The following is a 14,254-nucleotide window of genomic DNA, read 5'->3' as shown; positions in this document are numbered from 1 at the left end:
TGGTCGCGAGTAATTTCGGAGAAAGAATATGCATAACGAAGCACCCATTATCCGCCGAAAATCGAAGCGCATTTACGTCGGCAAGGTGCCCGTAGGTGACGGTGCGCCGATAGCCGTTCAGTCCATGACTAATACGCGGACTACTGATGTGGCCGCGACAGTTAATCAAATTAAGTCGCTTGAGCGTGTCGGTGTGGACATCGTTCGCGTCTCTGTTCCCACCATGGATGCAGCTGAAGCTTTCCGCCTGATCAAGCAACAGGTGAATGTGCCGCTGGTCGCTGATATTCATTTCGACTACCGTATTGCGCTGAAAGTTGCCGAGTATGGTGTGGATTGCTTGCGCATAAACCCTGGCAATATTGGCAACGAAGAACGTATCCGCCAGGTGGTTGATTGTGCGCGTTACAACAACATTCCTATCCGCATCGGTGTTAACGCTGGCTCTCTGGAAAAAGATCTCCAGGAAAAATACGGTGAACCCACCCCGCAAGCCCTGCTGGAATCCGCCATGCGTCACGTTGATCATCTCGATCGACTTAACTTCGATCAGTTCAAAGTCAGTGTGAAAGCATCCGACGTGTTTCTCGCCGTAGAATCGTACCGTTTGTTAGCCGGGCAGATTGAGCAACCGCTGCATCTGGGGATTACCGAAGCAGGCGGCGCGCGTGCTGGTGCGGTTAAATCCGCTATTGGGTTAGGATTGCTGCTTGCGGAAGGTATTGGCGACACGCTGCGTATTTCGTTGGCGGCAGATCCGGTGGAAGAAGTGAAAGTGGGATTTGATATCCTTAAATCCCTGCGAATTCGCTCACGCGGCATCAATTTTATTGCCTGCCCAACCTGTTCGCGTCAGGAGTTTGATGTGATAGGTACAGTCAACGCGCTGGAGCAGCGTCTGGAGGATATCATCACGCCAATGGATGTTTCCATTATCGGTTGTGTGGTGAATGGACCAGGCGAAGCCCTGGTTTCCACGTTGGGTGTGACGGGCAGCAACAAGAAAAGCGGTTTCTATGAGGACGGCGTGCGTCTGCGCGAGCGTCTGGATAACCATGATATGATTGACCAATTAGAGGCGCGTATTCGGGCCAAAGCGTCGATGATGGATGAATCCCGCCGTATTGATGTTCAGCAAGTTGAAAAATAATTTGCAGCGTGGTGCTGGTTAGATCCGGTCACCAGGCGCAATCGAAATTGTGAGAAAAAGTAGTGGCGAAGAATATCCAGGCTATTCGTGGCATGAACGATTACCTGCCCGAGGAAACCGTAGTATGGCAACGTATTGAACAGATCCTCAAGCAGGTGCTGGCCAGCTATGGCTATAGTGAAATCCGCCTGCCGATTGTAGAGCAGACCCCGTTATTCAAGCGCGCCATTGGTGAAGTGACTGACGTGGTTGAAAAAGAGATGTACACCTTCGACGATCGTAATGGTGAAAGCCTGACGTTGCGCCCGGAAGGAACGGCCGGCTGTGTGCGGGCTGGTATCGAACACGGTCTGCTGTACAATCAGGAACAGCGTCTGTGGTACTCCGGCCCGATGTTCCGTTATGAACGTCCGCAGAAGGGCCGTTACCGACAGTTCCATCAGATAGGAGCAGAAGTGTTTGGTCTGCAAGGGCCGGATATTGATGCGGAACTGATCATGTTGACTGCCCGCTGGTGGAAAGCGCTGGGCATCGCTGAGCATGTCAGCCTGGAGCTTAATTCAATCGGATCACTGGACGCGCGCGCTCACTACCGTGATGCGTTGGTCGCGTTCCTGGAACAGCATCAGGACGTGTTGGATGAAGACTGCAAACGTCGCATGTATACCAATCCTTTGCGTGTGCTGGACAGCAAAAATCCGGACGTACAAAATCTGTTGAATGATGCGCCTCAACTGGCTGATCACCTGGATGAAGAGTCCCGCGAGCATTTTGCGGGTTTGTGTCAACTGCTGGATGAGGCCGGTATTGCTTATACCGTCAACCAGCGTCTGGTACGTGGACTGGATTATTATAACCGCACCGTCTTTGAATGGGTGACCAGCAGTCTCGGTTCTCAGGGGACGGTTTGTGGCGGCGGACGTTATGATGGTCTGGTAGAGCAACTGGGCGGGCGTGCCACGCCAGCGGTTGGTTTCGCCATGGGCATGGAACGTCTGGTTCTGTTGGTACAGGCAGTGAATCCAGAATTTGAACCGACGCGCATTGTCGATGTCTATGTTATCGCTTCCGGACAGGGCGCACAGTCAGCCGCGATACGACTGGCCGAGCAGCTCCGTGATGCAGACCCGTCACTGAAGCTGATGACCAATTTCGGCGGGGGTAATTTTAAGAAGCAATTTGCCCGAGCGGATAAATGGGGCGCTCGCGTCGCGCTGGTATTGGGCGAGACAGAAGTCGCCAACGCCGAAGTGGTCATTAAAGATTTGCGTAACGGCGAACAACAAACGCTGGCACAGCGTGATGCAGCGAGTACGCTGACAGCGTTGTTGAATCAGACCGCCGCTATTTAAGGAGAAAGTTTGCGTGGAAGTTTATAGCAACGAAAACGAACAGGTTGACGCGCTCAAACGTTTCTTTACCCAGAACGGTAAAGCTTTGGTTGTCGGCGTGATTATTGGCGTGGGCGCCTTGGCGGGCTGGCGTTACTGGAGTTCTCATCAGGAAGGCAGCAATCAGCAAGCCTCAAATGCCTATCAGCAGGTTGTCACTGAGTTAGATTCCAGCAAGCCTGAAACGCTGGATACTGCGGCGAAGTTTGCCAGTGACAATCACAATACTTATGGCGCGTTGATTTCTTTGGAACTGGCAAAACGCTATGTGGACGGCAACCAGCTTGATAAAGCAGCGGCTCAATTGCAGAGTGGCTTGAAGGATACCAAAGACGCCAACCTGCAAGCTGTGCTGAATCTGCGTCTGGCGCGTATTCAGTTGCAGCAGAAACAGCCGGACGATGTACTGAAAACCCTCGATGCGATAAAAGGTGACAGTTGGACGGCGATCGTGGCTGATGTGCGTGGTGAAGCGCTGCTCAGCAAAGGCGATACGAAAGGCGCTCGCGATGCCTGGAGTAAAGGCATTAACTCTGACGCATCTCCGGCGTTGAGAGAGATGCTGCAGATGAAAATGAATAATCTCCCGGGTTAAGTCCGCTACGGGTAAAAAATGGCCTCAACAGGCACAAGAGGGATTTCATGGAATTGCGTAAGATACTTCTGCCAGGACTGATTTCAGTCACTTTACTCAGCGGATGTTCATGGTTCAGTGGTGAAGAAGATGTGGTCAAAATGTCGCCGCTGCCAAAAGTTGAAAATCAGTTCACCCCAGAAAAAGTCTGGAGTACCTCGGTAGGCGATGGTGTTGGTGATTACTATTCCAACCTGCATCCGGGCTGGTCAGACAGTACTGTTTATGCGGCCGAACGCTTCGGTGTCGTGAAAGCGCTGAATGCCAGTGATGGCAAGGAGCTGTGGAAAGTCGATCTGTCGGAGAAGACGGGGTTCTTCTCTAAAAATTTGTCGGCATTGCTTTCTGGCGGGGTGACGGTTGATGGCGGCCATGTTTATATCGGCAGCGAACGTGCTCAGGTTTATGCCCTGAACGCCAACAATGGTTCTATTGCCTGGCAGACCCAGGCTGCGGGTGAAGTACTTTCCCGGCCGGTTGTCAGTGACGGTCTGGTGCTGATCCATACCAGCAACGGTATTCTGCAAGGCCTGGATCAAAGCAGTGGTGTCGTGAAGTGGACTGTTAACCTCGACGTGCCTTCGTTGTCTCTGCGTGGCGAATCGGCACCTGCGGTCGCCTACGGTGCGGCAATCGTCGGAGGAGATAGCGGTCGCGTCAGTGCGGTAATGTTAAATCAGGGCCAGATTATCTGGCAGCAGCGCATTTCCCAGCCGACAGGCGCGACGGAGATCGATCGTCTGGCGGATGTCGATACCACGCCAATTGTGTTGAATAACGTGGTCTATGCCCTGGCTTATAACGGAAACCTGGCTGCGATGGATCTGCGTTCTGGCCAGATTATCTGGAAACGTGAAATTGGCTCCGTGCACGATATGGTTATTGACGCCGGGCACATTTACCTGGTCGATCAGGATGACCGCGTAGTGGCGCTCAGCACCGAGGGTGGTGTAACGGTGTGGCGCCAAAGCGAACTGTTGCACCGTAACCTGACTTCACCGGTACTGTATGATGGTTATCTGGTGGTGGGAGATAGCGAAGGGTACTTGCACTGGATCAATACTACCGATGGGCGCTTTGTTGCTCAGCAGAAAGTGGACAGCTCTGGCTTCCAAACTGAACCGAGTGTTGTCGGAGACAAGCTGTTAATCCAGGCGAAGGGGGGTAAAGTCTACGCCTTTACCCGCTAACAGCGATAAATTGGCTATCGTCTGCAACGGCTCCTGATTCGTCAGGGGCCGTTTCGTTTTTCTCGAGGCGTGGTATTCTTTACGCCGTCAGCCTGCCTGGTCGTCAGTTGTTTTTGTCTGTTGCACTGACCAGGATGTATGTCAGGCGCTTAATTTTTGTAATGAGGCTTCAATATGGTACCTGTGGTCGCGCTGGTCGGGCGTCCCAATGTGGGAAAATCCACCCTGTTTAACCGTTTAACGCGCACACGAGATGCGTTGGTGGCGGATTTTCCTGGGCTCACCCGAGATCGTAAATATGGTCGCGCCGAGGTCGAAGGGCGGGAGTTTATCTGTATCGATACCGGGGGTATCGACGGTAATGAAGAGGGCGTGGAGACACGCATGGCTGAGCAGTCGCTGTTAGCTATTGAAGAAGCTGACGTAGTGCTGTTTATGGTTGATGCGCGTGCGGGACTGATGGCGGCCGATCAGGCGATTGCCAAACATTTACGTACCCGTCAGAAACCCACCTTTCTGGTAGCCAACAAAACTGATGGTTTGGATCCAGATTCCGCCATGGCAGACTTTTGGTCGCTGGGACTGGGGGATATCCACCCGATTGCCGCTTCTCACGGACGTGGCGTCACCAGCCTTTTGGAGATGGTGTTGCTGCCGTGGATGGATGAAATCGACCCGCAGCAGGCAGTGAGCGAAGAAGATGAAAACGACGCTTACTGGGCGGCTCTGGCGGCGCAAGAGAGTGGGGCGGAACCGGAAGAAGAAATTGATGATTTTAACCCGCAAGATCTGCCGATCAAGCTGGCTATTGTTGGTCGTCCTAACGTTGGTAAATCTACCCTGACCAACCGTATCCTGGGTGAAGAGCGGGTGGTGGTTTACGATATGCCGGGCACCACGCGCGACAGTATCTACATTCCGATGGAACGTGATGGTCGTGAGTACATCCTTATCGATACTGCCGGGGTACGTAAACGTGGAAAAATCACCGATACCGTTGAAAAGTTTTCGGTTATCAAAACCCTGCAGGCGATTGAAGACGCCAATGTGGTGATGCTGGTTATCGATGCCCGTGAAGGTATCTCTGATCAGGATCTCTCGTTGTTGGGTTTTATCCTCAACAGTGGGCGTTCGCTGGTGATCGTAGTCAACAAGTGGGATGGTCTGTCGCAGGAAGTACGTGATGAGGTGAAAGAAACTCTGGACTTCCGTTTGGGCTTTATTGATTTCGCCCGCGTGCATTTTATCTCCGCTTTGCATGGCAGTGGCGTGGGTAATTTGTTCGAATCCGTGACGGAAGCATATGATTGCTCAACCCGGCGGGTGAACACTTCAATGCTGACGCGCATCATGAATATGGCGGTTGACGATCACCAGCCACCACTGGTGCGCGGACGCCGTGTGAAGTTGAAATATGCGCACGCTGGCGGCTATAACCCTCCGATTGTGGTTATCCATGGCACCCAGGTGAAAGACCTGCCGGATTCCTACAAGCGCTATCTGATGAACTATTTCCGCCGTTCGCTGGATGTGATGGGGACGCCGATCCGGATCCAGTTCAAAGAGGGAGAGAACCCGTTTGCTGGCAAGCGTAATCTGCTGACGCCAAATCAGCAACGTAAGCGTAAACGTTTGATGAGTCATCTGAAGAAAAATAAACGGTGATTCCGCCGGGGGCTCTGGGCCCCTGGTTTTATATGACATTCAGTGGTATTGCCCATATGGCACGTTGCTGGAGTGTTAGTTGCATGAATGTCCCTGGTTCCCTGCTGGAGTAAACGCCAGAAGATTTACTCGCTGTTTGCCGGGACGCATGGGTTAGCGTCCAGTCAGTGCAAACAGCGTTCAAAAGCGTTTTTATCCTGGTGTTTGGGCGATAAAACAGGAGAGTGCCATGAATTTGTCATGCCCGGTTTGTCAACATTCTCTGGATGTGGAAGAAGATCGCTATCGCTGTGCCATTTGCGATCGCTTCTTTGCTATGCAGGCTATTTGTCCTGATTGCCATCAGCCTTTGCAGGTGTTAAAAGCCTGTGGTGCGGTGGATTATTTTTGCGTGAATGGCCATGGACTGATCTCAAAAAAACGTGTGGAATTCTCTCCATTGCTGGAGTCGCTCTGATTGAGATGTTCTGAATGTCTGGTCGCGTTTTTTACTCCCATTATTTACCCGGTAAACGCATGGGATTATAAGTAATAAATCACATTTTAAATCTCCCTTTCTCTCCGTATGGCATTATGTCGCCATCCGCCAGATTCATTGGTGTTTTTTGTCATCCAGTCCGTGGATTCTCTCTCGCCGTAGCGACCAGTAGCTCTCCCTCGCGCTGTTTAAAGCGCTTTTAACAATGTTGTCTGCGATTTGAAATGATTTCAGACGGGTGAAAAATACCCATGAAATAATTACCTTTGAAATTAAGTGGTTTTTAATTATTGAGGAAAGTTTTTTATCGAAGTACAAGAGTTGCGCAAGTATTGCTAAATATGGCAAGAAAAGTAAATTTTGTTGGCTTTATGTTTATTAAGTTATGAACCACATGGTACAATTATGACGTGATTTGAACAATGTCCTAAGTCTCACCTTCTTCAGGAGTATTTTTGCCATGTCTCAAACTAATGCCCGGTCGTCTAAATGGCTGGGCTTGTGGTGTTTTGTGCTGGGCCTGATATTACTGGCAACCGGCCTGTTCTTTGTGATTGGTGGTGGAAAACTGGTTTCACTGGGCGGTAGCCGGTATTTCGTTATTGCCGGTATTTTTACGGTCCTTTCCGCTATTCAATTCTTCCGCCGTAAATCTTCCGCAGTGCTGATTTTTGCTCTGGTGTTTATTGGTTCCGCTATCTGGGCGGTACTGGATGCCGGCATTGATTTTTGGCCGCTGGTTTCTCGCCTGATGACGTTAGCCGGTTTCCTGTTGTTGGCGATGATCACCCTGCCAGCACTGCGTAAGCACGAAGGTAAAACCTCCGCAGCTAAACCGGCTTATGCGATTTCTGCGGTGCTGGTCATTGGTCTGGTGGCGACCTTTATACAGATGTTCCTGCCACATCCGACGGTGGTCAATGGTCAGGAATTGCCTCTGATGCCAGTGGCTAAAGACCAGCAGCAGAAAAACTGGGATAACTACGGCAATACGCCGGAAGGTAGCCGCTTTGTGGCACTGGATCAGATTACCCGTGATAACGTGAAAGATCTGAAAGTGGCCTGGACCTTCCATACTGGCGATACCCCGCTCAGTCCGGATGGTAACGGTGCGGAAGATCAACAAACTCCGTTGCAGGTGGGCAACACAGTGTTTCTGTGTACGCCGCACAACAACGTGATTGCCGTTGCCGCAGACACGGGCAAGCAGATCTGGAGAGCGGATATCAATGCTAAATCCTCGGTCTGGATGCGCTGCCGTGGTCTGGTTTACTTTGATGCGACTAAACCGTTGACTCACCCCGCCGCACCGGATTCAATCCCGCCGGCCCCGGTTAATCTGCCAGAGGGCGCGACCTGTCAGCGCCGTATTCTGATGAATACCATTGATGCGCGTCTGATTGCACTTGATGCGGATAACGGCCATTTCTGTGCTGATTTTGGCGACAACGGTACTGTTAATCTACGGGAAGGAATGGGGGATGCCAAAGACCCAAGCTATGTCCTGACTTCAGCACCTACGCTGGCGGGGACCACTGTTGTGGTGGGAGGACGCGTAGCTGATAACGTCAGCACCGATATGCCTGGTGGTGTCATCCGTGGTTTTGACGTGATTACCGGTAAAATGCGCTGGGCGTTCGATCCGGGCAAAGATGATCCTAATGTGATCCTCGCGCCAGGTGAACACTACACGCGTAGTACGCCTAACTCCTGGGCGCCGATGTCCTATGATCCGAACATGAATGCGGTCTTTATCCCAATGGGGAGCTCGTCTGTTGACCTGTGGGGGGTTAACCGTACTAAGCTGGATCACAAATACGGTGCATCCGTGTTGGCCGTTGATGCCACCACCGGTAAAGAGAAGTGGGTTTTCCAGACCGTACATAACGACCTTTGGGACTTCGACCTGCCGATGCAGCCAAGTTTGATTAACTTCCCGATGAAGGATGGCAGCAGTAAACCGGCGGTAGCGATTGGCACCAAGTCAGGTCAGATCTATGTGTTGGATCGCCTGACTGGCAAGCCGTTGACTAAAGTCATCGAACAACCGGTTCCGCCGGCGAATATCCCGAACGAGCAGTATTCTAACACTCAGCCTCGTTCCGTGGGTATGCCACAGATCGGCAACGAAACGCTGAAAGAATCAGATATGTGGGGGGTTACGCCGTTCGATCAGTTGGTGTGTCGTATCAGCTTTAAGTCGATGCGTTATACCGGTCTGTATACTGCGCCGGGTACTGACAAGTCACTCAGTTACCCTGGCTCTCTGGGCGGGATGAACTGGGGTAGCATGTCTATCGATCCAAACCACAATTATCTTTTCGTCAACGATATGCGTCTGGGCCTGTGGCAGCAGATGGTGCCTGCGGCACCGGCGAAGGATGGTGCGGTTAACAACGGCGGTGAAGCGGTTAACGCCGGTATGGGTGTGGTACCGATGAAAGGTACGCCATATGCAGTGAACAAAAACCGCTTTATGTCGCCACTGGGCATCCCTTGTCAGAAACCGCCGTTCGGTACGTTGTCGGCTATTGACCTGAAGACGCAGAAAATCGTCTGGCAGGTACCTTTGGGCACTGTGCAGGATACCGGGCCGTTTGGTATCAAGATGCATATGCAGATGCCAATTGGCATGCCATCGCTTGGCGGTTCGCTGGCGACTCAGGGAGGACTGGTATTTATCGCGGGAACCCAGGACTATTACCTGCGTGCCTTCGATGCCTCTACCGGTAAAGAAGTGTGGAAAGCCCGTCTGCCAGTCGGTAGTCAGGGGGGACCAATGAGTTATGTTTCACCAAAAAATGGTAAGCAGTACATTCTGATTTCCGCTGGTGGCGCACGTCAGTCTCCGGATCGTGGCGACTACGTTATTGCTTTCTCGCTGGATAAATAAGTCATCAGGAAAAAACGCAGCCCCTTCAGTGATGAAGGGGCTTTTTTTCGTGTCCGTTTTGCCCGCGTTGTCTCGTTCTGGCGGCGCCTGATCCTCAGGCGTCTGATTTCGGTTTGCGTGTTTTTTTGACTGGGGTGATGGTGGTGACTTCACTTTCCACCCAGCCATCATCCAGCCGCGTTTTCAAGGTATCACCAGTATGGAGCTGTCGGGTCTTTTTGATCACCTGACCGTCCGCGGCGGTAGTAACGCTGAAGCCTCGAGCCAGTGTCGCCAGCGGGCTGACGCCTTCAAGCTGAGCCGTCAGGGTGGAAAAACGCTGCTTGTTGCCATTGAGCTGCACCTGTATCGCCTGTCGCAGACGATATTGCCACTGTTGTATTTGCTGCTGGGCGCGATGGATTTTATTTTGCGGTTGAAACGCGTGAAGCCGTTGTCCGGTTCGTTCATATCGTTGGGCCGCCTGATGCAGACGAAACCGTATTGCATCGTCCATACGGCGTTGTAGCTTCATCATCGCGGTCTGCTGACGAGCCAGACGCAGTTGCGGATGCTGTTGCTGCAAACGGTGCTGTAAGAGAGTAAAGGCGCGATTCTTTTGCGCGAGGTAATAATCCATCGCCATTTCCAGCCGGGTCAGCTGGGACTGCCACTGACGCAGCCGTTCAATCTGATTGCGGCTGACCAGCTCTGCCGCCGCGGAAGGTGTAGGCGCGCGCAGGTCGGCGACAAAATCAGCGATAGTGATATCCGTTTCATGGCCAACGGCGCTGACGATGGGAATGCGGCTGGCAAAAATAGCCCGCGCGACCCGGACATCATTAAAGCTCCACAGATCTTCCAGTGAACCCCCTCCACGCCCGACAATCAGCACATCGCATTCGCCACGTAAGTTAGCCAGCTCGATAGCCCGCACGATACTCTCTGGTGCATCAACGCCCTGGACCGGAGTCGGGTAGATAACCACGGGCAGCGAGGGATCACGGCGTTGCAATACCCGCAAGACATCATGCAAAGCGGCACCGGTAGACGAAGTGATCACCCCGACCTGGCGGGCAGGATCGGGCAATACCTGTTTATGCGCTGGTGCGAATAATCCTTCAGCCGCCAGTTGCTGCTTTAACTGTTCAAACTGCTGCTGCAACAGACCTTCGCCCGCTGGCAGCATACTTTCAGCGATCAACTGGTAATCGCCGCGTGGTTCATACAGAGTAATGGTCGCCTTGACTAAAATCTGCTGACCATTTTGTGGCCGGAAGGTGACCTTGCGATTGCTGTTGCGGAACATCGCACAGCGTACCTGTGCGCCATCGTCCTTCAGCGTGAAGTACCAGTGGCCGGAAGAGGGCTGGGAGAAGTTGGACATTTCCGCACTCAGCCAAATTTGTCCCATCTCCATCTCCAGCAGCTTGCGTACTGTAGTATTGAGACGACTGACGGTAAAAATCGTGGCTGATGGTGGTAGCGACATGTGATGAAGATCAAATTCTAAATCAGAGGGTTAATCAATCGATACTACATGGCTTATCACAGGGATCAAGCATTTTTAGAAATAAAGCTGGAGGCAATCAGTTACAGCCTGTATAATGCCGCGGCAATATTTTATACATTCTCATTCACCCTGAGGTTGAGATATTGCCATGCTAAGAATCATTAAAGAAGCCCTGACATTTGACGATGTTCTGCTCGTCCCAGCTCATTCGACTGTTCTCCCCAATACGGCCGACCTCAGTACCCAGCTTACTAAATCTATCCGCCTGAATATTCCTATGCTGTCTGCTGCGATGGATACCGTTACCGAATCAGGCCTCGCTATTGCGTTGGCTCAGGAAGGCGGCCTGGGTTTTATCCACAAAAACATGTCTATCGAACGCCAGGCGGAAGAAGTCCGCAGGGTGAAGAAACACGAAAGTGGCGTGGTGACCGATCCGCAAACCGTACTGCCAACCACGGCGCTAAGCGAAGTGAAAGCGTTGACTGAACGTAACGGTTTTGCCGGTTACCCAGTGGTGAATGGCGACAACGAACTGGTTGGCATCATTACCGGTCGTGACGTGCGTTTTGTGACTGACATGAGTCTGCCGGTTTCTGCGGTGATGACCCCTAAAGAACGTCTGGTTACCGTGCGTGAAGGTGAAGCGCGTGACGTTGTGTTGCAGAAGATGCACGAAAAACGCGTTGAAAAAGCGCTGGTCGTTGATGACAGCTTCCATTTGCTGGGCATGATCACCGTTAAAGATTTCCAAAAAGCCGAACGTAAACCTAACGCCTGTAAAGATGAGCATGGTCGTTTGCGAGTGGGGGCGGCAGTGGGCGCGGGTGCGGGTAATGAAGAACGAGTTGATGCGCTGGTAGCGGCAGGGGTCGACGTATTGCTGATCGACTCATCGCATGGTCATTCTGAAGGCGTGTTGCAACGTATTCGTGAAACCCGCGCAAAATATCCGGACCTGGAGATAGTTGGCGGCAACGTAGCGACTGGCGCAGGGGCGTTGGCTTTAGTGGACGCTGGCGTGAGTGCGGTGAAAGTCGGGATTGGTCCGGGGTCAATCTGTACGACCCGTATCGTGACGGGGGTCGGCGTGCCACAGATAACTGCGGTATCTGACGCGGTGACCGCGCTGGAAGGCACGGGTATTCCGGTTATCGCCGATGGTGGTATTCGTTTCTCTGGCGACATAGCTAAAGCGATTGCCGCCGGGGCTTCTGCGGTGATGGTTGGCTCAATGCTGGCAGGGACGGAAGAATCGCCAGGTGAAATTGAACTGTACCAGGGGCGCTCCTTTAAATCATATCGCGGTATGGGGTCTTTAGGGGCGATGTCCAAAGGATCTTCTGACCGTTACTTCCAAACCGATAACGCGGCGGACAAATTGGTACCGGAAGGGATTGAAGGCCGTGTGGCTTATAAAGGCCGCCTGAAAGAGATAGTTCATCAGCAAATGGGTGGATTACGCTCCTGTATGGGGCTGACCGGCTGTGCTACTATCGACGAGTTGCGCACCAAAGCGGAATTTGTCCGCATCAGCGGCGCCGGTATTTCGGAAAGCCACGTCCACGATGTGACCATTACTAAAGAGTCCCCGAACTACCGCATGGGTTCCTGATAACCCCTGAATCATCCGCCCGGCACTGCCGGGCGTTTTAATCCTAATCCCTGAATTTGTTATATCGCCCTGGAATAGCCCAATGACGACGGAAAATATTCATAAACACCGCATACTGATCCTTGATTTCGGTTCGCAGTATACGCAACTGGTGGCTCGCCGTGTGCGTGAACTCGGCGTTTACTGTGAACTGTGGGCGTGGGATGTCACCGAGGCGCAGATCCGCCAGTTCAACCCGAATGGCATCATCCTTTCCGGTAGCCCGGAAAGTACCACTGAACACAACAGCCCACGTGCGCCAGAGTACGTTTTCACTGCCGGTGTCCCGGTACTGGGTGTGTGCTACGGCATGCAAACTATGGCGTTGCAATTGGGTGGCAAAGTGGAAGGCTCAAGCGAGCGGGAATTTGGTTATGCCCAGGTTGAAGTGGCAGTGGAAAGTGCACTGACCCGCGGCATTGAAGACTCCCTGAACGCTGCCGGAAAACCGCTGCTGGATGTGTGGATGAGCCATGGTGACAAAGTGACGGCTATCCCGGCGGACTTCGTGACCGTGGCCAGCACCGAGACCTGTCCATTCGCCATTATAGCGAACGAAGAGAAACGGCAGTATGGCGTACAGTTCCACCCGGAAGTGACGCATACCCATCAGGGGCAGCGTCTGCTGGAGCGCTTTGTGCTCGATATCTGCCAGTGTGAAGCCCGCTGGACGCCAGCCAAAATTATTGAAGACGCGGTTGAGCGCCTGCGTGAGCAGGTGGGGAACGACAAAGTGATCCTGGGTCTGTCTGGCGGCGTGGACTCTTCTGTGACCGCGATGCTGCTGCACCGCGCTATCGGTGACCGTCTGACCTGTGTCTTTGTTGATAACGGCTTGCTGCGTTTGAATGAAGCGCAACAGGTAATGGACATGTTCGGCGACCACTTTGGCCTGAACATTATCCATGTACCAGCGGAAGCCCGCTTCCTGGCCGCGCTGGCCGGTGTTGATGAACCGGAAGCCAAACGTAAAATCATTGGCCGCGTATTTGTCGAGGTGTTCGATGAAGAAGCGACCCGGCTGACGGATGTCAAGTGGCTGGCGCAGGGCACCATCTATCCTGATGTGATTGAATCAGCGGCATCGGCAACGGGTAAAGCGCATGTGATCAAATCACACCACAACGTGGGTGGCCTGCCGAAAGAGATGAAGCTGGGGCTGGTTGAGCCGCTGAAAGAACTGTTCAAAGACGAAGTGCGTAAAATCGGTTTGGAACTGGGCCTGCCGCACGACATGTTATTCCGTCACCCGTTCCCGGGGCCAGGCCTGGGCGTGCGTGTACTGGGCGAAGTGAAAAAAGAATATTGCGACCTGTTGCGTCGTGCCGATGCGATCTTTATCGAAGAGTTGCATAAAGCGGATCTTTATAACAAGGTCAGCCAGGCGTTCACCGTGTTCCTGCCGGTACGCTCGGTTGGTGTGATGGGCGATGGCCGTAAATACGACTGGGTGGTTTCACTGCGTGCTGTAGAAACCATCGACTTTATGACCGCGCACTGGGCACATCTGCCTTATGACTTCCTTGGCCGTGTTTCTAACCGCATTATCAACGAAATCGACGGTATCTCCCGCGTGGTTTACGATATCTCGGGTAAACCGCCAGCAACGATAGAGTGGGAATGATTTCGCGTCTGGTAACAGCCTGCACGTAAAAGCAGTAAAGTACCTCTAAGCCCGCGTAACTGCGGGCTTTTTTGTTTTTGTGT

Annotated in this window: 10 protein-coding genes; 9 read left to right on the top strand and 1 reads right to left on the bottom strand. The window is 52.6% G+C overall.

Features of this window, described 5'->3' with window-relative positions; translation table 11 throughout:
- The first annotated feature begins 28 nt into the window (after positions 1-28).
- From ispG to EH228_RS14010, 7 genes are all read left to right on the top strand, one after another.
- Positions 29-1,150, top strand: a complete 1,122-nt coding sequence (gene ispG / locus EH228_RS14040) for a flavodoxin-dependent (E)-4-hydroxy-3-methylbut-2-enyl-diphosphate synthase (RefSeq protein ID WP_152322253.1) — start codon at positions 29-31, stop codon at positions 1,148-1,150.
- Positions 1,151-1,212: 62 nt separating this feature from the next.
- Positions 1,213-2,502 (top strand): histidine--tRNA ligase, encoded by a 1,290-nt coding sequence (gene hisS / locus EH228_RS14035; protein WP_152322252.1) that lies wholly within the window; start codon positions 1,213-1,215, stop codon positions 2,500-2,502.
- A 13-nt stretch (positions 2,503-2,515) separates the two neighbouring features.
- Positions 2,516-3,136: a YfgM family protein gene (locus EH228_RS14030; RefSeq protein WP_152322251.1), complete on the top strand. Its 621-nt coding sequence runs from the start codon at positions 2,516-2,518 to the stop codon at positions 3,134-3,136.
- 47 nt (positions 3,137-3,183) lie between these two features.
- The gene (gene bamB, locus EH228_RS14025; protein ID WP_152322250.1) at positions 3,184-4,365 is read left to right on the top strand and encodes an outer membrane protein assembly factor BamB; all 1,182 of its coding nucleotides are present in this window, start codon (positions 3,184-3,186) and stop codon (positions 4,363-4,365) included.
- 174 nt (positions 4,366-4,539) lie between these two features.
- Entirely contained in the window at positions 4,540-6,030 is a 1,491-nt protein-coding gene (der, locus tag EH228_RS14020; RefSeq protein WP_152322249.1) for a ribosome biogenesis GTPase Der, read from the top strand.
- Positions 6,031-6,259: 229 nt separating this feature from the next.
- Entirely contained in the window at positions 6,260-6,487 is a 228-nt protein-coding gene (locus tag EH228_RS14015; RefSeq protein WP_152322248.1) for a zinc ribbon domain-containing protein, read from the top strand.
- 481 nt (positions 6,488-6,968) lie between these two features.
- A complete protein-coding gene (locus EH228_RS14010; protein ID WP_152322247.1) occupies positions 6,969-9,401 on the top strand; it encodes a glucose/quinate/shikimate family membrane-bound PQQ-dependent dehydrogenase in 2,433 nt (810 codons plus the stop codon).
- Positions 9,402-9,495: 94 nt separating this feature from the next.
- Here EH228_RS14010 and xseA read toward each other — a convergent pair whose 3' ends face one another.
- Positions 9,496-10,872 carry an exodeoxyribonuclease VII large subunit gene (xseA, locus tag EH228_RS14005; protein ID WP_152322246.1) on the bottom strand — a complete coding sequence of 459 codons (1,377 nt, stop codon included), beginning with the start codon at positions 10,870-10,872 and terminating at the stop codon, positions 9,496-9,498.
- Positions 10,873-11,041: 169 nt separating this feature from the next.
- Here xseA and guaB point away from each other — a divergent pair, with 169 nt between their 5' ends.
- Together guaB and guaA are read left to right on the top strand one after the other, a co-directional pair.
- Positions 11,042-12,508, top strand: a complete 1,467-nt coding sequence (gene guaB, locus EH228_RS14000; protein ID WP_152322245.1) for an IMP dehydrogenase — start codon at positions 11,042-11,044, stop codon at positions 12,506-12,508.
- An 82-nt stretch (positions 12,509-12,590) separates the two neighbouring features.
- The gene (guaA, locus tag EH228_RS13995) at positions 12,591-14,171 is read left to right on the top strand and encodes a glutamine-hydrolyzing GMP synthase (protein ID WP_152322244.1); all 1,581 of its coding nucleotides are present in this window, start codon (positions 12,591-12,593) and stop codon (positions 14,169-14,171) included.
- Positions 14,172-14,254: the final 83 nt, after the last annotated feature.

This window comes from Erwinia endophytica, from assembly GCF_009295515.1.
Taxonomy (GTDB): domain Bacteria; phylum Pseudomonadota; class Gammaproteobacteria; order Enterobacterales; family Enterobacteriaceae; genus Erwinia; species Erwinia endophytica.
The sequence above is the reverse complement of the archived record's forward strand: the minus strand, read 5'-3'. Positions and strand labels throughout refer to the sequence as shown.